General features: G+C 64.9%; 23 protein-coding genes. 18 read left to right on the plus strand and 5 right to left on the minus strand.

The genetic code is table 11. The features are described from left to right. Position 1: 1 nt before the first annotated feature. Positions 2-868, minus strand: a complete 867-nt coding sequence (locus K940_RS0109460) for a methyltransferase domain-containing protein (RefSeq protein WP_051407042.1) — start codon at positions 866-868, stop codon at positions 2-4. 35 nt (positions 869-903) lie between these two features. Beyond that, on the minus strand, positions 904-1,779 hold the full coding sequence (locus tag K940_RS0109465) for a TauD/TfdA family dioxygenase (RefSeq protein ID WP_028477331.1): 876 nt from the start codon (positions 1,777-1,779) through the stop codon (positions 904-906). A gap of 92 nt (positions 1,780-1,871) precedes the next feature. Here K940_RS0109465 and K940_RS27645 point away from each other — a divergent pair, with 92 nt between their 5' ends. The 3 genes from K940_RS27645 to K940_RS0109480 all read left to right on the plus strand — a co-directional run bounded on the left by K940_RS27645 (position 1,872) and on the right by K940_RS0109480 (position 3,302). Continuing rightward, positions 1,872-2,540 (plus strand): TetR/AcrR family transcriptional regulator, encoded by a 669-nt coding sequence (locus K940_RS27645; protein ID WP_231390301.1) that lies wholly within the window; start codon positions 1,872-1,874, stop codon positions 2,538-2,540. A 134-nt stretch (positions 2,541-2,674) separates the two neighbouring features. Next, complete coding sequence (locus K940_RS27650; RefSeq protein WP_081706252.1) at positions 2,675-3,040, plus strand: type II toxin-antitoxin system Phd/YefM family antitoxin; 366 nt, start codon at positions 2,675-2,677, stop codon at positions 3,038-3,040. Beyond that, positions 3,006-3,302, plus strand: coding sequence for a Txe/YoeB family addiction module toxin (locus K940_RS0109480; protein WP_051407045.1), 297 nt, complete (start codon positions 3,006-3,008; stop codon positions 3,300-3,302). The genes K940_RS27650 and K940_RS0109480 overlap by 35 nt, the downstream gene beginning before the upstream one ends. Positions 3,303-3,741: 439 nt before the next feature. Here K940_RS0109480 and K940_RS0109485 read toward each other — a convergent pair whose 3' ends face one another. After that, positions 3,742-4,893, minus strand: coding sequence for a helix-turn-helix domain-containing protein (locus K940_RS0109485; protein WP_028477333.1), 1,152 nt, complete (start codon positions 4,891-4,893; stop codon positions 3,742-3,744). A 120-nt stretch (positions 4,894-5,013) separates the two neighbouring features. Between K940_RS0109485 and K940_RS0109490 the strand changes: the two genes are divergently transcribed. Then, the gene (locus tag K940_RS0109490; protein ID WP_028477334.1) at positions 5,014-5,229 is read left to right on the plus strand and encodes a hypothetical protein; all 216 of its coding nucleotides are present in this window, start codon (positions 5,014-5,016) and stop codon (positions 5,227-5,229) included. A gap of 601 nt (positions 5,230-5,830) precedes the next feature. Continuing rightward, the gene (locus K940_RS0109500) at positions 5,831-6,928 is read left to right on the plus strand and encodes a tyrosine-type recombinase/integrase (RefSeq protein ID WP_028477335.1); all 1,098 of its coding nucleotides are present in this window, start codon (positions 5,831-5,833) and stop codon (positions 6,926-6,928) included. Positions 6,929-7,022: 94 nt separating this feature from the next. Here K940_RS0109500 and K940_RS30700 read toward each other — a convergent pair whose 3' ends face one another. Further along, on the minus strand, positions 7,023-8,261 hold the full coding sequence (locus K940_RS30700) for a hypothetical protein (RefSeq protein ID WP_051407047.1): 1,239 nt from the start codon (positions 8,259-8,261) through the stop codon (positions 7,023-7,025). Positions 8,262-8,263: 2 nt separating this feature from the next. Then, positions 8,264-9,091 (minus strand): GntR family transcriptional regulator, encoded by an 828-nt coding sequence (locus tag K940_RS0109510; RefSeq protein ID WP_231390303.1) that lies wholly within the window; start codon positions 9,089-9,091, stop codon positions 8,264-8,266. A 202-nt stretch (positions 9,092-9,293) separates the two neighbouring features. Here K940_RS0109510 and K940_RS0109515 point away from each other — a divergent pair, with 202 nt between their 5' ends. The 13 genes from K940_RS0109515 to K940_RS0109580 all read left to right on the plus strand — a co-directional run bounded on the left by K940_RS0109515 (position 9,294) and on the right by K940_RS0109580 (position 19,085). Further along, positions 9,294-9,509 (plus strand): helix-turn-helix domain-containing protein, encoded by a 216-nt coding sequence (locus K940_RS0109515; RefSeq protein ID WP_036528137.1) that lies wholly within the window; start codon positions 9,294-9,296, stop codon positions 9,507-9,509. 145 nt (positions 9,510-9,654) lie between these two features. Continuing rightward, positions 9,655-10,014: a hypothetical protein gene (locus K940_RS0109525; protein WP_028477338.1), complete on the plus strand. Its 360-nt coding sequence runs from the start codon at positions 9,655-9,657 to the stop codon at positions 10,012-10,014. An 80-nt stretch (positions 10,015-10,094) separates the two neighbouring features. Next, entirely contained in the window at positions 10,095-10,349 is a 255-nt protein-coding gene (locus tag K940_RS32905) for a hypothetical protein (protein WP_196812152.1), read from the plus strand. Then, the gene (locus K940_RS30705) at positions 10,346-10,792 is read left to right on the plus strand and encodes an RRQRL motif-containing zinc-binding protein (protein ID WP_051407048.1); all 447 of its coding nucleotides are present in this window, start codon (positions 10,346-10,348) and stop codon (positions 10,790-10,792) included. The genes K940_RS32905 and K940_RS30705 overlap by 4 nt, the downstream gene beginning before the upstream one ends. After that, positions 10,789-11,553, plus strand: a complete 765-nt coding sequence (locus K940_RS0109540) for a hypothetical protein (protein WP_155980800.1) — start codon at positions 10,789-10,791, stop codon at positions 11,551-11,553. The genes K940_RS30705 and K940_RS0109540 overlap by 4 nt, the downstream gene beginning before the upstream one ends. A 2-nt stretch (positions 11,554-11,555) precedes the next feature. Then, a complete protein-coding gene (locus K940_RS0109545; protein WP_028477341.1) occupies positions 11,556-13,664 on the plus strand; it encodes a hypothetical protein in 2,109 nt (702 codons plus the stop codon). Between the two features lie 43 nt (positions 13,665-13,707). After that, entirely contained in the window at positions 13,708-14,226 is a 519-nt protein-coding gene (locus tag K940_RS0109550) for a hypothetical protein (RefSeq protein ID WP_155980801.1), read from the plus strand. Between the two features lie 6 nt (positions 14,227-14,232). After that, the gene (locus K940_RS0109555) at positions 14,233-14,757 is read left to right on the plus strand and encodes a hypothetical protein (protein WP_028477343.1); all 525 of its coding nucleotides are present in this window, start codon (positions 14,233-14,235) and stop codon (positions 14,755-14,757) included. Between the two features lie 19 nt (positions 14,758-14,776). Further along, a complete protein-coding gene (locus K940_RS0109560) occupies positions 14,777-16,552 on the plus strand; it encodes a hypothetical protein (protein ID WP_028477344.1) in 1,776 nt (591 codons plus the stop codon). After that, complete coding sequence (locus K940_RS0109565) at positions 16,549-17,337, plus strand: hypothetical protein (protein WP_028477345.1); 789 nt, start codon at positions 16,549-16,551, stop codon at positions 17,335-17,337. Before K940_RS0109560 ends, K940_RS0109565 begins: the two co-directional genes overlap by 4 nt. Positions 17,338-17,348: 11 nt before the next feature. After that, positions 17,349-17,756, plus strand: coding sequence for a hypothetical protein (locus tag K940_RS0109570; protein WP_196812153.1), 408 nt, complete (start codon positions 17,349-17,351; stop codon positions 17,754-17,756). Then, positions 17,753-18,547, plus strand: a complete 795-nt coding sequence (locus K940_RS30710; RefSeq protein ID WP_051407049.1) for a DUF2637 domain-containing protein — start codon at positions 17,753-17,755, stop codon at positions 18,545-18,547. The genes K940_RS0109570 and K940_RS30710 overlap by 4 nt, the downstream gene beginning before the upstream one ends. An 88-nt stretch (positions 18,548-18,635) precedes the next feature. Continuing rightward, on the plus strand, positions 18,636-19,085 hold the full coding sequence (locus K940_RS0109580) for a hypothetical protein (protein ID WP_028477347.1): 450 nt from the start codon (positions 18,636-18,638) through the stop codon (positions 19,083-19,085). The last annotated feature ends 1,184 nt before the right edge of the window (positions 19,086-20,269 follow it).

Here is a 20,269-nt window from a genome sequence, read left to right on the forward strand (position 1 = left end):
TTCATTCGGGTGACGTTCGGTGGCCCAGAACGGCGAACATGGTGACCGAGAAGTGGAAGTCGCCACGCGCGATACCGGCCTCCATGCTCGAGACGAGCTCGAGCATTTCGTGTTCGGTGAACGCGCCGGTGGCGAGGGCGTCGGAGGTCAGGTGGGCGAACATCGGGCGGATCGTTTCCGGGTCCCAGATCGCCGCCTCCGATTTCACCTCGTCGATCGCAAACCCGGCGGACGTGAGCAGGCCACGCAACCGTCGGCCCGATCTGGGATTCGGAACGTCAGCGAGTATCGCAGCTGTCATGCGGCCGGTCATCTCGGGATCGCCGGGATGGGCTATGGCAGTCTGCCAATCGCTGTCGACCAGCAGCGCCCGCCCGCCGGGTCGCAACACTCGCGCCATCTCGATGGTGGCGGCCATCGGATCGTCGAGATGTTGGTAGACGCGCTCGCATCGGACCGCGTCCAACGAATCGTCCGGGAACGGCAGTTGGTAGGCAGTGCCCTGGACGAACCGGGCGCGCGAGCCGGCGGCGGCGGCTCGCGCGCGAGCGACATCGAGCATCGCCGGGTTCGGATCGACGCCGACCGCGTCGCCCTCGGGGCCGACCTGGTCGGCGAATGCGAGCACTTCGGTCCCCGTCCCGGCGCCGATGTCCAGCACGCGTTCTCCTGGTCGGGCAGCGAGAGCATCACGCCCCCAGCCACGCAGATGTCGAACGCCGGGTAGCCCTGCCTGCAGATCGAGCAGCTCGACCAGCAGGGCCGTCGAGTCGGCCGCATTCGCATCGTCGGTCGTCCCAGCGGAGAGTTCGCCGGGAATGGCGTCGATGTGGAACGACAGGCCGCGGCGTGACGGCTCACTCGGCATACCCCAACAGTAGGCTCACCATGCTGCGGTGCTGGTCAGTTCGTCGTCGCATAGACCTCGGCGCCACTGATGGGTTGGCTGGGTCGTCCGTGGATGTCGACGGGTACATCGCCGGTGAGGGTCACTCGGTGCATGAGGCGGCGTTGGTCGCCGTAGTCGTCGACCGCACGGTGTTGGGTGGCACGGTTGTCCCAGATGGCGACATCGCCCGGTTCCCAGTTCCAGCGAATGGTGTGCTCGGGTCGAGTGACCCGATCCTGGAGCAGACGGATCACCACCTGGGATTCGTAGCTGTCCATGCCGACCAGGTGTTGTGCGAATTGTCCCAGCAGCAGCACTCGCTCGCCGGATTCGGGGTGCACCCGTACGACCGGGTGGTTGGTGCGGATGTCGGGGGCGGTGAACAGGTCGGCCACGGCTTGGGCTTTGGGTCCTGCGGTAGGGGCCAGGCCGGCGTAGTCGAAGCGGTTGCTGTGCATCGCCCACAGTGATTCGGCGAGGCGTTGGAGCGGTTCGGGCAGCGCGGCGTAGGCGGCGGCAGTGGATGACCACAGCGTGGTGCCGCCGAAAGCGGGCACGATGACCGCGCGTAGGACCGATGCCTTGGGGAAGTTCGGCATGAATGTCATATCGGTGTGCCACCGTGTGGCCTTGGCGTATTCGGAGTCGATTGCGGTGATCGGGTCGCCGGCGCTGGCATGATGCGCTACCGGGGTGCCCAGCAGTTCGGCGAACGCGTACTGCGTGGCGTCGTCGAGGTGATGTTGGCCACGGAAGAAGATCACCTTGTGGGCGAGCAGCGCCCGATGGATCTGCTCGACCACCGCCGGGTCCAATGTGCCACCGAGGCGCACGCCGTCTATCCGCGCTCCGATGTGCACGCCCAGTCTGTGCACGGTCAGTGCAGTCATGATTCCGATCCCTCCATCTGATGTAATCAGTTGCTTACAACCTGTCTGCACCGAGTGTAATCGCTCGATTACACTCGGTGCATGAGAGAACGATGAGAGTTGGTGAGTTCATGGTCGGAACACGCAAAAACGACAAACCGATCGGTCGCGAGCAAGTCGTTGCCGCGATGCTCGAGCACGCGGCCGACTTGTTCGCCGAGCGTGGCCCAGCGGCGACCTCGACCCGCGATATCGCCGCGCGGGCCGGCATCAACCAAGCGTTGATCTTTCGGCACTTCGGCAACAAAGAACAACTCGTCGGCGCGGTACTGGATGATCTTGCCGCCAAAGCGGCCGCCGCACGCCACGCGGCGGGCGTCGACACCACGGAACCGGGCATCACAGATGCCATCGCTGGGGTGCTGCTACCCGGAGATCCGGTCGACACGGCGGTCACTCGGACAGCCGATCGCAGACATTGGCAGGTCTTGGCCCGAGCGCTGCTGGACGGATACCCCGTCGGTCGACTGCAGCATCAGTTCCCCGGCATGAGCGAGTTGATCGATGCAACCCGCGCACGCCTCGAGGACGACACCCAAGCCCGTCTAGCCGCGGCCAATGTGGTTGCACTGGTACTGGGCTGGCACATGTTCGGACCGTTCCTGCATTCGGCGGCCGCCATGGACGAAATCCCTGAACCCTTGATCCGGCACGCGATCGCCGCCGCGGCCACCAACGTTCTCGACACTGCCGCTCGAACCGGTATTGGTGAGTCCGGGTGAACGGTGGCCGCGGGGTAGGTCGGCTTCGATCTGGGTAAGGGTGGCGCTCCCGGTGTTCTGGGCCGAAGATTCCTCACCGAACGACACTAGTTGTACGATAAGTTGTACAACCTTGGGAAGAAGGTGAGACGCTGATGCCCGCGCTACCGATTTCGACCGTGCGCCAAAACCTGTTCGGGCTGGTGCAGCAGGTCAACGACGACCATGATCCGTTGACCGTGGTCACCAAGTCGGGTGAGAACGCTGTGCTGGTAGCCGAGTCCGACTGGAACTCCCTGATGGAAACGCTGTATGTGCTCCAGACTCACGGAGGTGTACACCTGCTGAAATCAGCGCAGGACGCCCGGCGAGGCTGCACAGATCCCCACACCCTCTTCGATCCCGACGCGGAGTCGATCGAGATGACGCGCTCTACGGAAGAGGACATGCAGCGCGATGAACTGTCAGGACTGTCATCGGTAAGACATGTGCAGTCAGGGGAGCCGCAACGACGTGCCTGACCGAAAACTGACATTCACGGCCCAGGGGTGGCGCAGCTATTCGGCATGGATGGCACGAGATCGTGCGGTGCTGAAGGCGGCGAACAAGATGATCAACGCCGCGCTGGGCGACCCATTCGCTGGGATCGGCAAACCAGAGCCATTGCGGCACCACCTAGCGGGGCATTGGTCGCGGCGGATCAGCCAAGAACATCGACTGATCTATTACGTCACCGACACGGAAATAGCAATCGTGCAGGTCGGTGGACACTACGACGACTGACCTCGGCCAACCGGCGTCGCTATCGAGCACCCGGCTCTGCTCGCGGTCGAGAGCACGGCGGAAACGACGAACCCGGGCCGGGGCGAGGGGGAATTCGCGGGCAGCCCCGCGTCGCAGGGTGAACCGGCGACGGTCGAAGTCCCAGAACCGATACAACGGCCACTGCACGGTATGCGCAATCCATGCCATGACGATGAAATATCGGTGCTGAGGACGGGGGAGTAGCCCTGCGCCCTGATCGTACGCAGGCCGCTGAGTTGGAAATGCCACCAGCGGCGCGGGCTGGTGTGGCGCGTCCGCCTGTCGTATTGCTATTCCTACATGGAAGATGCCGATATCAGCGCGCTTCCCGCCGGCCGGCACGGCGTAGCTGCCTCTGTGGCAGCTACCTCGGTACCCAGGTCAGAGGCTGTTTCGTGCTACATCTGCGGTCCGGCCGTCACATCCGGTAGGTGTCGCGGAACGCTGCGCGCACCACGGCCGCGTCCGGCGCGCCCCGGCCCGCTATCCCGGTGACCACTTCGGACACGCGCCAGTAGTTCGACGGGACCAGGCGGCCGGATTCCACCGCCCTCAGCGTTACGTGCGCCGCCTCTTCCGTCTTGCCGGCCGCGACCAGGGCCAGGCCGAGGTCCAGGTTCGCCGATGCGATGCGGCGCGGCCGGACGGTCGGGGAGCGTTTCAGGTCCGACAGCACGTGGCGGGCGTAGGACTCCGCCGCTGGGTCACCGAGCCAGGACAACGTCGTGGCCACGTAGGCGTCCGACTTGGCCGGGTCGTAGCGGAAATGGTGCTCCGGCCGGTCGGGGGCTCTCAGCCCGGAGACGAGGCGCGCGACTGCGCGCAGCGCACCATAGGTTCCCTTGCCGTCCCCGAGCCGGGCCAGTGCGCGGCCCTCTTGGGCAGTGGCTTGGATGAACGCCGAACTGTCTTCGGGCGCGATGGTCTGAGCCGCGCGGGAGAGTTCGGCCGCTTCGGTGAACGCGCCCGCGGTGAGTCGCTGCCAGGCCCGTGTCTCCAGGCACCACGCCTGGATCTCCCGGTGCTCCGCTTCGTCGGCAAGCTTCCACGCCAGGTGTCCGCGTGCGGCTGCGGCGGAGGTCTCGCCCAGGTCGATGTGGCATGTGCTCGCCAGCAGCGAGAGCCAGCCGACCGTGACCAGGAGACGGCGGTGTTGGGCCAGCGTCTTGCGGGAGTCCATGAGCCGCCCGGCGTAGCCGAGATGCCGACGGATGTCCACGAGCAGTTCGCCCGGCGGTGTTGTCGGGTAGCTCGCCGCCAGGTCGTCCACGGCCGATTCCAACCGGTCCAGGGTGTCCCTGCCGATGTCGGATGACGCCGCCCGCGAAAGCCATTCGGCCGCCGCCCGTTCCCCGTCGTCTGGTTCGATGAACAGTGCGGACCCGACCCCCAGCGCATCGGCGTAGGCGCGTACGTGCTCGGGTCCGATCTGGCGCTGCCCGGTCTCCAGCATCCCGAGCAGCGGCTTGCTGTAGTGCGTCCGCGCCGCCATTGCGGACAGGCTCAGCCTGGCCGCCTCCCTCGCGGCGCGCAGTCGCTCACCTGTGATCTTCTCCCCGCCTGAGTCCATGAGTCCCACGGTAACCGTGCTGTGTCTTCGGCTGTAGACGGTTGTGGACAGCAAGGCGGGTACGGGTCGAACAACGCACGCCTAGCGTCCATTTCAGCCAACGGACGAGCAGGGGACGACATGAACGGTGGGCGGTACCTTCAACACAGCGATGGAACCTGGGAGGTGGTCGGCGACGACGGATGGCCCGTCCCGCTGGCCGATTTCGTGGATATCCACGCCGTGGCGGTGGTTGCCCTCGCGGCTGTGGACGAAACGCCGGTAGACGAGCGCTTACTGATCGCGGTCCGGCGTGGCCTGCTATCGATCGGGTGCAACGACAGGGCGAAACGGTGATCGTGCTCGGGTGGGTGTTCGTAGTCGGCTTGCTGCTGGGCGTGATCGTCGCAGCCATCTGGTGGCGGGAACGCCCATCGTGTGAGGCCGAGACTCCTCCGAGCGCGGGCCGGACCGCCGACCGCGCGGCGAGCAAAGACCACTCGTCGCCGTGCACATCCGTCGAGGGCCGGTGTCGGTGGGCAAGAACGTGGAAGAGGGCGACCGAATTTCTACCGGTCACTTCGCAGCCTGCCCCCGCCTCCCGCGGCGCCCCTCGGCGAAGACTCAGCCAAGTGATCGAATCCAGCTCCGACCTCGGCCTCGAGATGGTGGGCGCAGAGGGGATCGAACCCCCGACCGCTGGTGTGTAAAACCAGTACGTGCGCCTCGGTCCGTACAGCGGCGCGGCCTGCGCTATTGACGGGATTAGTCCATGCAGTTCAGGGCGTTTCCAGTTCGCAGCGCAGTGACATACGAAGACACTATGCGACACAAGAAAACACCTGTCTGCCCCATGATTTGCCACACTCCCGCTGGGTCCATGCCCCACGTACTGTTGCTCATGTCAGTGTTTGGTAACCACTGTGCTTAGGCGAGCATCCATCGTGGGAGGCAATGTATGGGATGGGCTGAGAAGCTTCCGAGCGGGCGGTATCGCGGACTCTACCGGGATGCGTATGGAAAGAAGAAGAGTGCCGGCATCTTCACTAGAGGGGACGTCGCGAAGCGCAAAGCTACGGCGAAGGAAGACGAACAACGCGAAAACCCGACGCGCCCGGCGCCGGCGATGACCTGGGGCGAGTGGCTACCGAAGTGGAGGGCTCTCCGAACTGTCGAAGAAGGCACTCAGGCGATCGATGATCAGCGAATCGGCAAGCACCTCACGCCCCGCTGGGGCCGAGTCCTGCTGAAGGACATCGAGCAGCACGACGTACAGGAGTGGGTCGCCGGGCTGCGCGCAATTATGGCTCCGACCAGCGTCGCGAAGTGCTACCACCTACTGAGCGGATCGCTCAAGGCGGCTCGCAAAGCGAAACTCATTCCGGACAACCCGTGCCACGACATCGACCTGCCCAAGGCTGGTCCGTCTCCTGAGCGATTCCTTGAGATCGAGGAGTATGCGGCGCTTCATGAGCCGCTGGAAGAAGCGGATCAGTTGATCATCGATGTTCTGATCGGGACCGGAATGAGGATGGGGGAGGCGCAAGGGTTGCACAAAGAGCACATCGACCTAAAACGAAAGACGATCTCGATCGAGTGGGCTTGGGACAAAGCCGCACGTCGGATGAAGCCGCCGAAGGACCACGAAAAGCGGGTGATCCCGATCGGCGAAACGTTGACGAAGACTCTGGTTCCAATCCTCAAGAAGAGCGGGCTCGGCGAATCGGCGCCAGTTCCGTACGTGGCTGGTCGGTCAGTTCGCAGCGGTCTACTCCTCGCGCACGTCGACGGCCGGCCATTCGATGCCGACAACTTCGGCAAGCGATTTCAGGCCGCAGCCCGCGTGGCATGGGTGGGTGAGGGTGACGAGCGTCGGCGACTCGGAAAGGTCCGACCGCACGATCTGCGGCACACCTATGCCGGCCGACTCGTTCGCGCGGGGGTGCCTATCCAGCAAGTCCAGAAGCTTCTCGGCCATGCATCTCTACGGACGACCCAGCGTTACGCGAGCCTGGCAGACAGCCAATGGGAAAGCGTCCGCGGCGTGCTCGGCTAGCTGTGGTGTCTCAGGACATGAGTTTGGAACAACTAGCAGCTTCATCTACCGAGTCGAGTGAGTTGAGTTGACACCTGCCAGAGATGCGACAGGATCAGTGCTTGATCTGATCGAGCAGCCAATCGCGTTTCGCTGACCGATCCGGGAGCAGATCGAGCTTGGCTTGTACAGCGTCGATGGCCGACTGAATCAGCGCAGTGCTGCGCGGTGGCAGGCGGGTGAGTAACGCGGCGAGGGGGGTGGCAACGACGCCAGCCGCACCAGCACCTATAGACTCTCTCATTCGTCGCGACGAACCGTCCCATATAGTGAACTCGGGTGCGGCACTTCGGATCTCGGAGATATCGGTCAACTGAATCTTGGCGAGCTTACCGCCGGCCGGGAGATGGCCAGCGCTTTTGGCCCATTCCGCCAACTCGGCATTGAATGCGTAGCCGAACATCGGGTGGCTATAGATCGTGGCGCCGCTCGGTAGAGTTCGAAGAAACTGTTGGGCGTCGCCTCGGGTATCAGCCCGTAGTACAGCCATCGGCGTTACGTGACGGTCGGCCGCGGTCACAAGGTCATCGGGGGACCAAGCGCAAGCAAGTAGCCGACTGCCGTCGACGACCTCCAACCAGATATCGAAGATGGCAGCGCGCTCGTCACTAGTCAGCTTGTCGCCCGCCGTGGTTGACCCATTGATCAGGAAGAAGTCGGGCCATCCGGCAGCCGCCTCAGTTACGTGGCGACGTGTAGCGGCCAGGTCGAGTGTGCCGTCTGGATGTACGAGGTGCATCGTGGGTACGACGATGGCGCACCGAGCAGCGTGGACCGCTTCCACGATCTGGTGAGCAGCGCCAGACGGATCAACTGCCGCCGTGTCGATCCGGATGTCGGCGGTGGCGAGGCGGGGGGTTGTGTCCCACGCTGCCAGGCGCTCGGCGGTGTCGCCGGTACCTCGGGCGGCGGCGCGCGCCGCAGCGACGTTACGTGGACACCATAGTTCGACTATGACCCATCGAATTGCCGGGGCCGCGGCGAGTAAAGCGTCTATCGCCTCTGGCTGTCCGACATGTAGAACCGGGATCTCGCCAGCGGCGATGATTCTGGTCAGCTCAGGTCGATCGATGATGTAGGTCGAGCCATACTTGCTGTTCGAGTAGATGATTTGGTCGGCGGCAGCCAGATGCTCGGTGTCGGTGGTGGTGGCCATCCGGTACCCGGTCGTGCGTCCGGCGCCAACTTTCATGCGCTGGTAGTGGCGGAACTCGTTGCCGAGCTTGGCGAGCTCGGCCGTCACGGTATCTTTGCCCGCTGCGGGAGGTCCATACATCACGATCGCGGTGTCCATGTTCAGTCCATCAGCGATTTGATTAGTGCTTGTGCTTGCTCACGCAGTGGCGGCGAGTCGAGATCATTCGTGATGATGGTGTGCTGCCAGGGCGGTTCGAACGTCGTGTCGATGCCGTCTACGTAGTCGTCCCAGTTGGCGAGCTTCCAGGAGTCTCGAGCGGCGCCACGCCGGGTGAGGTACGAGTGCATCGAATCCGGCTGACACTGGATCCATACCACCTCCATATCGGCGCCCATCGTGTCCAGTTCGACAGCTGTTCGGCGAAACCATGCTTCTGACCCGAATTCTTTGACGAATGGTGCGGTCGCAATCACGGATACTCCGCAGCTAACGTTCTCTCGAACCGCCGCGGCAAGGCACTCGTATTCGGCAGGCCGCACAAGATCCAGGTAGATCGGGGATTCGCGGTCCGCGACGCTGCTACCCAGCTGCACAAGGGCGGTGTCGACCACTGTTCTGGTGATGGTGTCCTTGTCGAGCATTGCCCACCCGGTCAGTCTCGCCAGGATGCGCCCGAACTCGGTCTTTCCGCTACCCGCGTAGCCGCCGATATAGATCACCTGGGGTCGACCTCGCCGCGGGCGTGGCGCTCCTGGAGTTGCTGTTTCGCTCACCATCCGCCCGGAACGCGGTCGACTGACAACCAAGCCTTCCTCTTCGAGGATGGCCATCGCGTCGTTGACAGGCGCGACGGAGACGTCGAATTGCTTGGCAAGGGTCCGCGTGCTTGGCAGCTTCTGCCCTGGCCGGAGTCGACCAGCTTCGATCTCGTTGCGGATCTCGCGCGCGATCTGACGATGCCGCGCTTCTCCTGTGGTGGCGTCCACGCAGCCTCCTCCGCCCGTCATGGTTCACCAAACCTATCAGTTGATACCCACACAACCCCGTGTGGGTGGAAGGACTCCGCACTCCTTGCTCATCGGCGACGAAAGTGCGCCAATGTCTAGACATCAGAAGACATCAGAACTAATATCAGAGACATCAGATAGAGAATCTGATGTCTGGAATTGTCGTTAAGGAGTGGCATTCATGAGTAGACGAAGCGGTGCGGTCGGTGTGCGGAAGACGTTGATCAGCCTCCGTGACGCAGCCGAATTGGCGGGTGGGGTCCATCCCCGGACGGTCCGTCGTTGGGTCGAGGACGGTCTTTTGGACGGGTTCCAGGTCGGTCCGCGACTGATCAAAGTCGATCGGGATCAGGTCCTTGCTTTGGTCCGCCCACTGAACCAAAGCGGTGTTGCATGATGCGCGGTCGGACGTTCGGGTTGGCTGTCGCTGCAGTTGCGATCGGTTACCTGGTGTTGACGGCACCGGAGGTTGTTGGGTTCACGGTGATGCTGCTGGGCGCGGTCGCGTTCTGGCTGGCATCGCGGCGGTGGGGGGTTCGGCGATGAGCCTCCATGAGCCATTCCATGATCCGGTCGAGTTGTTGGATGAATTGGACTCGATCGTTCGTGCGCAGGAGTTGTTGCGGCAGCGTGTGTCTGCGTTGCTGGCCTGCTACCGGGCGTTGGGGCCGCACGCCGAGGCTGGGTTGTTCGACCGGCTCGACGAGTACGGGTGGCGTGATGTGTTCGGCAGCCTCAATGTCGAGGCGACGGTCGACAGGTTGGGGGCGGCCGTTGACTACATGCGGTATTCGGTCGAGTGGTTGGCGGCGGCGCGGGGGCTGGCGGTACAGATCCGCGAGTACCCTCGCCCGGAGCCGGAGCAGGCTGCCTGTGACGAGGGTGGGGGGCGGTCGCTGTGAGCGCGCCGTGGCGGCAGGGTCCGCCGGTTCGGGGTTACACGGTCACGCATTTCGATCGCGGCCGTGGTTCGCATAACCCGTTGCATTCGATGGCTGGTCCGGAGTTTTCCAGCCCGTCCGCGGTGTATGCCCCGTTGGGGTTGCTGCCGCCGATGGCGCGGTTGGCGGCTGTTGGGGTGTTGCTGCTGGTTGCGGTGGGTGGCTGCACAGTGGCGTGGGTCGACTACCAGTCGTACACGCCGTCGCCGAACATCTGCCGCCCGCACGATGCCGGGGTGCCGGCGGAGCCGTCGGGCTCGTGTGTTCCACAGCAATCGGCGGGGTGGCAACGATGAGTAGGAACGAGCCACGCGTCGAGGGCGGAATCCCGGTGTATGCCTGGCGTTTCGCGCCATCGCATCTGCGGACGCGGCGCCAGCTGGCGAAGGAGGGTTTACGCCCTAATGGCCAGGACATCGCGGGCAAGGTACAGCGGCGGCGACGGGGCGGGCGTGAGCCGTTGACGGCGTATCTCTATGACATCGCCCTGGCTGCGCCGAAGCGGCCCGCGACGCCCGCGCAGTTGGCGGCGTTGGCGAAGGCGACGCGTGAGCGGCAGATGCGTGCTGCGGAGCGTCATGGTGTCGACCGGTCCGAATTCGAGGTCGACCGGTCGCAGACCGAGGACCAGGAGCCGCAGCGGACCACGCCGATCAGCGCTCTCGCGGACTACCGGCCAGACAGCAGCCTGGCCGACGCCTTCTCGTGGGGTGCCGACTGGGAGGGGGTGGACCGGTGAGGCATCTCGGACCCCGAGACATGCTCGTGCTGACAGTTTTGGCCGAAATGTATGGTGCGCCGCGCGATGTGGTGGCGTACATGCTGGGCGTCAGCCGGTCACGGACGTACCGGATCACGGCGCGGTGGGAAGCGGCCCACATGATCAGCGCCAACCGTGTACGGCCAGTACCTGGATCGGTGTGGGTGTATCCGACTCGGTCGGCGTGTGAGGCCTTGCTGGGTCGGGCGGTGCGTTACTGGGTGCCCACACCGAAGATGGCCGCTCATACCCGTGCGGTGTTGGAGCTGCGGTTGGCGTTGACCGGCCTGGATCTGGACCGATGGATCTCCGAGCGGTCCATGCGCGCCGAGGTCGGTGTGGTCAAAGCGGGGGAGCCTCGCCCGCACATCCACGACGGCCGCTACATCACAACCGCCGGTGATGTGTGGGCGGTCGAGGTAGAGCTGACCGCGAAAAGCGCCGCGGCGGCGCGGGCGTCGGTGGCAGCGGCACTGCAGGTCGCCCGGCGGGCTGATTGTGCCGGCTTGACCTACTACTGCCGTGGTGAAGCGGTGAAGAACACCGTGAACGCGGCTGCGGCCGGTTTGGATCTGTCGGATTCGGTGAAGCTTCGGCTGGCCGATCTGGATGTGCTGCTTGCCAAGAACACCCAGAATCGCTCGCCCGCTTCGCGTCCCGGGTTGCGGGTGATCGCGGGCGGCGCCGCGGGCAACGAAACCCCTCAGGTCGCAGACCCGAATGATGGAAGGGCGGTCTGATCATGACCGAGTGCACTCCGATGATCACCCCGGCCGATTGCACTGAGTCCGTGCCAGCGCCGGTGGTGTCCACCCAGTCGATCCCGACCCCGACTGTGGTCGAGGCGCCGGGGATCGATGTCGAGCCGACGATGCCGCCGGTTGGTGTGGAGCATGACCCGTTGGGGTGGCTACCCGATTTCAGTGGCTGGTCTCTGGAGGGTGTGGCCGATGGTGGGTTGCTGATCGCCGCGTGTGTGGTCGCGATCCTAGTGATGGTCGTGATGATCCTGATTCCGGCGACGGCGTTGGCGTGGAAGCCGACTCGGTTGCGCAACTGGCTGATCGGCAGCGTGTTGGTGATGCCGGGTGCGACCGCGTTGTGGGCGTGGGACGTGTTCGCACCAGCCCGCATAGCCACCGACGCCGGCGGTCGGTTCATCGATGGCCAGTACATGCCGGGTTTGCTGGGGATGACGGTGGTGTTGGTGCCGTTGGCGTGGTTGACCGCGACCATCGCCTACACCAGCCGTCGGGTGCGGGTGGCGACGGTGGGTTTGGAGAGCCCGGCGCGTACCGAGCGGGCATTGTGGGTGCAGGCGCAGCGTGAGCAGCGCGCCGCGGCCCGTTTGTCGCGGCGCCGGTTGCCGTACACGACTGGTGGGCTGAACCCGCAGCTGGTGCTCGGGCGGCTGGCGTTGGAGACCGACCAGGCCCCACCAGTGAGCATGCTGCGGGCGTTGGTGGGTCGTACCGAGACTCGGTTGATCCTGCCGTGGATCAACGTCGCCGAGCACATGACCTCGACCGCCTCCAGCGGGTCGGGCAAGACCACGCTGATGCGGCGGGTGCTGGTGTCATGGTTCGTGACGACCTGGGCTCGGCATCGGCAGTGGTGGCGCTACGACCGGCCCGGTCGCCCGCTGGCGATTGTGGTGGATTGCAATGGTGGTCCGGAATCCCGCAAGGTCGCCGCCGGGATGCGGACATGGTTCGGTGCGTTGGGTGTTCGGCCCGAGCGGATCGGGGTTTTCCCTCACGATGTGTCTTTGGATATGTGGGGCGCGGCGGTGGATGACCTTCGCTCGATCCTGTCGGCGATGGTGTCCGGTGGCAGCACCCCGACCACCGACACCGAGAAGTACTTCCACGAGATCCGCGAGAACCTGATCCACCTGATCGTGGACGCCCCGGCACGAGTCGAGCTAATCGACGGCGTACCGACCCCGATCGGGGAAAACCCGCCACGATCGTGGATGGAGTTCCTGTCACGGTTCGACGTGGAGAAGCTGTCGCGGCTATGGGGCGGCCAAGCTGGGGTGACGCCGTGGGCAGGGGTGATCGGCGTGGACATGGAGATCGCCTCCACCATCAACGGCAAACAACCGGTTTTGCCCTCCGCCCGCGCCGAATTCGCCAACCTCTACCGGTCACTCGGCGAAGCATTCGATGGTGACAAGCAGCTGACCGACTTCGACTTGATCTACATCGTGCTGGAAGGAGTGAAGACCCCGGATCGGGCCCGCGCTCAGTTCGGTGCGTTGGGCACGATGTTCGAACAGCTGGCTGACAAGCAGCACGGCCGCACCTCCCTGATGGTGGTCGACGAGTTCTCCGCGGTGTCGGATGGCAAGACCCGTGCGGTGAAATGGGTCGAGCGGCTACGCAAAGCCGGGATCGGTTCGTGGTGGATCGCGCAGTCCTGGCAGGGCTTGGGCCACGACGACGACAATCGCGCGGCTCTGGTATCGGCAGCGTCGGGTGGTTCGTTGCTGGGGCGCTCCACTGACCCGGAGACTCTGGCCAAGGTGTATGGCACTCGCCCCAAATTCGAGCTGTCACGCAAGCTGATCAGCGGCAACGCCACCGGCGACGAGGGCAACGTCCAGTCCTCGGACCAGTTCCTGGTGCCGCCGAACCGGCTGCGCGCCATGGCCAAAGGCGACATCGTGCACGTGGCCGGCGGCCGCGCCCGCTGGGGCCGGGTCTCACCACTGGATGACACCGAACTCAAACGCCTGCGCCCACTACCAGGGCTCAACAAGCCCGCGCGCTCACCCGAGGCCGACGTCGACGATGACGCCGACACCTTGGCTGCGGTGATCGATCTGACCAACCGGCGTCACGCCTGACCCCAGGTCATCCAATCCACGAAACCAGAAAGGAGCACAGCAGATGTCTGTTCCAAACCCGATAGAACCTGTGGAACCCGAAGATCACGGCGTGGAACTCGGTGGGCGCAGCGCCGCCGAGCACGCACACGAGCAGCAGGTACTCGACGCCCTCACCGCCGATATGCACGGCAGCACCGCGGAAAAGTTGGCTACCCAGCTGTTCGTGCCGCATACCCCGGACGGCGGCACGATCGGCCGCAGCATCACCCCACATGTATCCCGGATCACGAAAACCCGTGACCACCTGCTGATCTGGGGTCCGGGGATCGCGACCACGACCGGCGCGCTCGTCGCGGTATCAATTCTGCCGTTGCCTGGCCCACTAGCGCTGTACGTGCTGGCGCTGGCCGCGTTCGCGTGGTGGCACTGCGCCGGCCGCCCCGGCCCCATCGAGTCCGTTCGCATGGGTGGCTACGCCCTCGCTGACACCGGCGCCCGCGCCCGCCGGCAGATCGAGCAGTTGGCGCACCGTCGCGCCCGCTACGAAACCCGTCGCACCACCACCGAGAAGGAGAACTGAACAGTCATGGAATCCAACCCTTCACCATTCGCGACGAAAGCCGAGGTAGATGCCGCTCGCGGCTACCTGCGGGCTTGTGTCGAGTGGAACCCGAACTGGGAACCTTCCCACAGCAGGCGCATCGATGCCTTGACCGACGAACAAGTCATCGACGCCACGCTGCGGTCATGGCCGCAGGGCTGGGACGACTTCCGCAGCTACTTCGCCGGTGACATCCACGCCGCCGAGGAGGAAGACGCCGCCCGCTGGCATGCCGAAGCCACACAGGCCGCACGCGGGCACCTTTTCGCTTCCCGTCTACCCAGGGCCGCGCTGCGGTGGGGTCGTTGCTCGCTCACCGCCACCGAGGCTGTGGCCACGCTCGGTGCCGATATCGCTGACCTCCGGCAGGGAGGCGAGTCCTGGTCGCGGATGGCTGAAGTCCTCGGCGTCCCGGTGCCGATCGTGAGGGCGTGGGCTGTCGAAGGCCGCGCCCGCCAGCTTGTCGCCACCATCGTCCGATCACTCCGCGCCGCACGGGCGTGCGAGTAACACGAAGGAGAACCGACCGATGTCTGAACACAGCACTGTGGACGAAATCACCGGCGAGGTAAGCCGGTTCAGCGCTGCCATGCAGGCGGCAATACAGCGGCACGCCCAGTCCAGGGGCTGGATGGAACGCCGCCGAGCCCGGAAGGATATCTCGCGTCTGATCCGCCAGGAACGCCATGAGCAGGACCGAGCCCGTACCAACCACCTGGCCTGGACCAATCAGGCGGTCGACCGATACCGCATGCACGCGGTAGCTGTCGCGGCGCGAGCGGGCGATCCGAGTGTGGATCATTACCGCCGGGCGCACGATGCCCGCGCCTTGGCCGAGCATCGCGACACGCTGGCTGGGCAATTCATCGAGGATGAGCATTTGACACGTACCGAGCAGGGTATAGCCCTGGACGGGTTGGACGCCGCGACCGTGTTCCCGGAATACCGTCCCGGCAACCTGTTCTCCCGCGCACACAAGGTCAAAGGCATAGAGGCGCTGCACTACCGGGCACGGGTCGCTCGTGAAACGGTCGGCGCCCGTCAGCACGCGGAACGGGAGCAGGCGGAATGGGAGAAAGGGCTTGATGCCGCACGCCGCGCCAACGCCGAAGCATCGATACTCGCCCGTATCGACGCGGCGCAGGCCCACCGCCACCGCTACACCGCACAGATGACATGGACCGACCCGGATGGCGGTGTGCTAAGCGAGACACGTGCCTTCGCTACCGAACACACCGCGACGGCCTGGGCGAAGCGCAATGTCGACCACACGATGTGGTCGGACGGAACGAGCCTGCAGGTCCGCACCATCGACACCATCAACGGTGCGACGCAACACGCAGATCAGGGCCGTCCGGAGATCGTGGCCCGTCAGCTCGCGCAGCGCGAAGCGATACTGCGTGAACGCACTCTGCGTGGGCAGGTCCACCACGATCAGCAGCGGTTCGGCGCCACCGTCACCTACCTGCCGGATAACGCCAACCAGGTCGTGTATGAGACCGGAAGCCACGCCAGCGAATCCGAGTCCGCGGCCTGGACCGCCCGACAGCTGGGCGTGATCCAGCCCGCGGCCGGCACCACCGTGCACGTCGCCGCCTACCAGCACACCGCTGATGGCGACCACGATCCGGTGTTCCGTGCCGAGGGAGGCCCGCAGATGGTCGCTGATGAGGTGACCCAGTGGCGCGAAGGTGTCGACCGGGGATCTGTGCAGCGTGATCGGGGCGAAACAGAGCAGCGGCCCGCGTGGGTTGAGCAGTTGACACCTGAGCGCGCCGCGGCCGCGCATGTGCTGCGCGAGGCGCAGCGCCAGTGGAACGAGCACGCACTGACAGCTTCTGTTGATCGTCGGATGCAGCTGGGTGAGGCATGCCGCGCGGCGGGTGATGACCTGAGGAAGACGGGTTTGAACTGGGATGACGTTCGATGGGTCACCGACCATCCGGGTGACGTGGATCGGCGGCTCGCCGAGATCGACCGCGACCAGCAGCCGGTGACCGCCACGCCGCGGCAGGTCGTCGAAGGGCATGACCAGCGGGACACGACGATCACGGAGTTGACCCGGCAGTTGGAGCAGGTGACAGGCGAGCGCGACAAATTCCGTGGTGAACGGGATGAGGCGGTACAGAAGCTCGCCGCCCGCACACCAGCGCATCGCCGCTACGGCAGCCCGGAACGTCAAGCCGAGCAAGCCAAACCCGCGGCGATGGCTGGGCGGTCCGCGTTGGCGGACTACCAGCCGGGCAACAGCCTGGCCGATGCCCTCGCCCAGACCGGGGCTGATCGGACCGAGGTCGAGCGATGACCAGCGCGAACACCGATGACGTGGATGATCCGTTCATCGTCCACTACGCCGCCAAGGTCACCGACCCGCAGGAGGTGTTGATGCGCGCGGACTTCGCCCGCGCCGAACAGCTGCGGCGAACCGCGTGGGCGGACCACAACGAGGAACGACGGTATCTGCTGTTGAGGCAGGCCCGAGAGACCAACGAACGGTGGTCGGGTCGAGAAGACGACCTCGGTGAAGCCTGGTGCTACTTGGATCACGCGTTGCACGACTGGTTGTCCGAACCGGGCTATATGCGCAGTTTCTGCGACAAGGCGCAGGGGGTGCACGCTCTCGCCGATATCAACTGGCGCAGCCAGCAACAAGCGCGGGAGATGGCTGGCCACGGCGCCTGGGAGCCGACCATGCCGAGCGAGGCACCGCCCGGCATGGCCCCGACCACACGGCGCAGTCAGTTGCAGGCACGCGACATGACTGGCCACGGCCGATGGCCCGACACCACCACAACATCCAATCGAGAAGGAGCCGAACCAATGAACAACACTACCCACCCCGAACACGACACCGAGTCGAACGAGTCCGCCACCGAGGAATTGTCGCCGATGCAGCGTCGCGGTGAGGATCAGGCCCGATACATCGCCGAACACGGCATCGCCCGCGACGCCTCTGGGCTGCTGACCTCCCACCATGTGACCCGCGTTGAGGAGCGTGCAGTCGGTTCGGCGGCACCATCGCCGCTGGCCGACTACCAGCCAGGGAGCGCCCTTGACCACGGCACCGACCGCGACGGGTTTCAGTGGTGAATACCCAGGCCATGCAAACAACCATGCCCAACCAGGCCCTGGCCGAACTCGGCCAAACAGTGACGCGACCGCTATCGCTACGGGCGCCGGTATGCACTGCGGCACCGGTCTCCGAGACCACGGCATGGATGTCGCCAGAAGGGGTGGGCGGCAGTGATCTTCAGTCTCGGTTGATCGCGGCGAATCAGCGTGCCGCGGAATTGGAGGAGCAGTTGGCCGCGGTCGTGGCGGCCCGCGACGCCGCCGAGCACCACGCCGCCCAGCTGGAACACCGTAACCAGGAGCTAGCCAGCGATCTGGACAACGCCCTGGATCAACTGGCCGGGCATGCCCTGCACGCCGAACAGGAACGCCTGATCCGGACCCCGGTGTGGAGTCCCTGGTCGGCGTGCAGTGATCGAGAAGGGCTCGACCGATGAGCAAGACAATCACTGTCAACCCTGTCAACCGGGCGTCAACTGGGCGTCTGGACCTCGCGGAGCTGACCGCGCTGGCGATGACGATCGTCATCGGCGCCGGCGCGTTCGCGTGGTCGTTCGCAGCCTTGACCGAGCTGGCGGTGATGGCCGGCATCACTCCGCGTCTAGCGTGGGCCGGGCCGATTTTTGTGGACGGCGCGATCGTCCAGTCCGCTGTCGCCCTGGTGTCGTTGCAGCGCCGAGCCCGCCAGGACGTGTCGATCCCGACCGCTACTCGCCGGTTCTTCTGGGGTGAGTTGTTCGCCGCTGAGCTGATTTCCGTGATCGGAAACGGCCTACACGCTGCGGAATCCGGGCAGCGGATCTTGCCAGCGACGATCGCGGCGTGCGTCGCGGGGGCGGCGCCGCTGTTCGGTTTGGCTGCCACGCATGGTCTGACCGCGCTGATCGAGGTTCCCCGTAACCCCGAACCGGCCCCGGAACCGGAGTTGACACCGGTGGAGTCGGAGTTGACGCCGGTTTACGCCGACTCGACACGACTTGACACCGCCCGTCCAGGAGTAGACAGCGACTGTCCAGCGCTTGACACCTCCTTGACAGGGGCCGGTGAGGAGGTGGACAGCGACCCGCTCGCCGACCGCGACGCGGAGATCCTGCGCCGCTCGGCGGCCGGGGAATCGACCCGCAAGATCGGTGTCGCGGTCGGCCTGTCGCATGCCCGTGTCGCCCAGATCATCGACGCTGCCAAGTCCGGCGACGACCAGGGGGAGGTGTTGAGCCTGGTTCGCTGACCGTTCACTACGGGGCAGGCAACCAGCCTGCCCGCCTTCCCTCGCACTTCTCAACTACCTATTCATCCATCACACGAAGGACAGCATCATGACCACCACACTGACCGACCTGGACGCGATCAACGCCGAGCTGATGGGCTCCGGCGCCCGCAACCCGTTCGGCAAGGACGTGCAGCCCGGCGACGGGGTGACCGGCGAGATCGTCTCGGTCGTACGCCGCCACCGCCACAACTCTAAAGGACACCCGTTGTACTGGATCAACCGCAAACCCACCGTCGCTGCGGCCGGTGATCCGGTGATCGATTCGCAGCTCATCGTGGAAACCGACGCTCGGGACGACGAGCAGGACGACGGGCTGCGTGTGGTCACTTTGGACCGTGACGTGCAGCGCACTCTCGGCGCGGGGGTGCGCCGTGCCGGCGCTGGAGGTATCGCGATCGGTGGCCGCATCGAGGGCTTGTTGTACGTCGGGCCGGTCGAGGGCGGTGGCTACGGCCGTATCTATGACCTGGGCGCCTACATTCCACCCAATACATAGGCACACTCACTCACCCGTCAGGACCCCCGGCCCGAAACACATTCGAGCCGGGGGTTTCTCGTGTCCACGACATACCAGCCGACTCGCAATCGCCAGTCGGCCTTCCTTCCCCTGACTGTTCCCTTTGCTCTTCCTCCGAAGGTGATCCGAGCCCGGATACCGGGTAGCTCAAGGGTGGCCGACAGGCCATCGCCGAAGGCGACGCGACGCAGGAGCGCCCTTGAACTACCCGGTATCCGGGCTCACGCTGTCCGGCTGAGGAAGGGCATTCGAGCTGTCGCCCTCGATATCGATTTTGGTACCGGTTCACGGTGATCGGCGGCGCGAAAATCCAGGCATCAAAGTAGCCGATAGGTAGCACACTCGTGTGCTACCTATCGGCACTCTCCTCCTTCATCCCAACCCTGCAGTGAGCTGGGAAAAGAGCGTGATTTCTGCTCACTCCCCACCCCCACCCAGTTCGACATCTCATCGCCCACTTCGTGATCAACGAGATGTCGAACTGGGTGGGGGTGGGGAGCAATCAGAAATCAAAAGATCAAAAGAGAGAAGTGATGTGGTGGAGGAGAGAAGAGAAAGTGGTTGAGTTGGGTGGGCATCGGTGGGTTTGCGAGTGGGTTGCGTTGGGAGACGGTGACGGTGGTGGCTCGTGTGCATCGGCTGCGGTTTACGGCACGCGGCTGTGCGTGATGGTCGTCTGGTGGAGCGCGTGTGACACGAGTGCGTGGGCGTAGGTGTGCTATTTCGTGAGTTTGGTTCCGCCGGCAGGGTTGGCAACTGGCCGATTTCGTGAACGCGCCAGCACACTAACGTGCCTATGTGAGCTTGTGGGGGCCGGCCGGGCTGTTTGCTCTGGGCGGCGGTGGTCACCTTTCGGCGGCGGGTCTTCGGAACGAGACGGAACATCCCCGCGTGCGCGGGGCCGACCAGATCGCCGTTACGGCCCATGCCGCACCCCACGAACCATCCCCGCGGGCGCGGGGCCGACCCGCCCGCAGCGCGGATCTCAGCAACCCGCGCCGGACCATCCCCGCGGGCGCGGGGCCCGACACTTATTGACCAGCAGTGATTCTGTCAAATCTGTTGATTCTCATTCAATACCGGAGGCTGGATGGCGGTGAGGTTCGACTCGGTCGGAGGCGAGGCGATCTCGAATATATTCTCCAGGCGGTCACCGACTGATG

This window comes from Nocardia sp. CNY236, from assembly GCF_000482385.1.
Taxonomy (GTDB): domain Bacteria; phylum Actinomycetota; class Actinomycetes; order Mycobacteriales; family Mycobacteriaceae; genus Nocardia.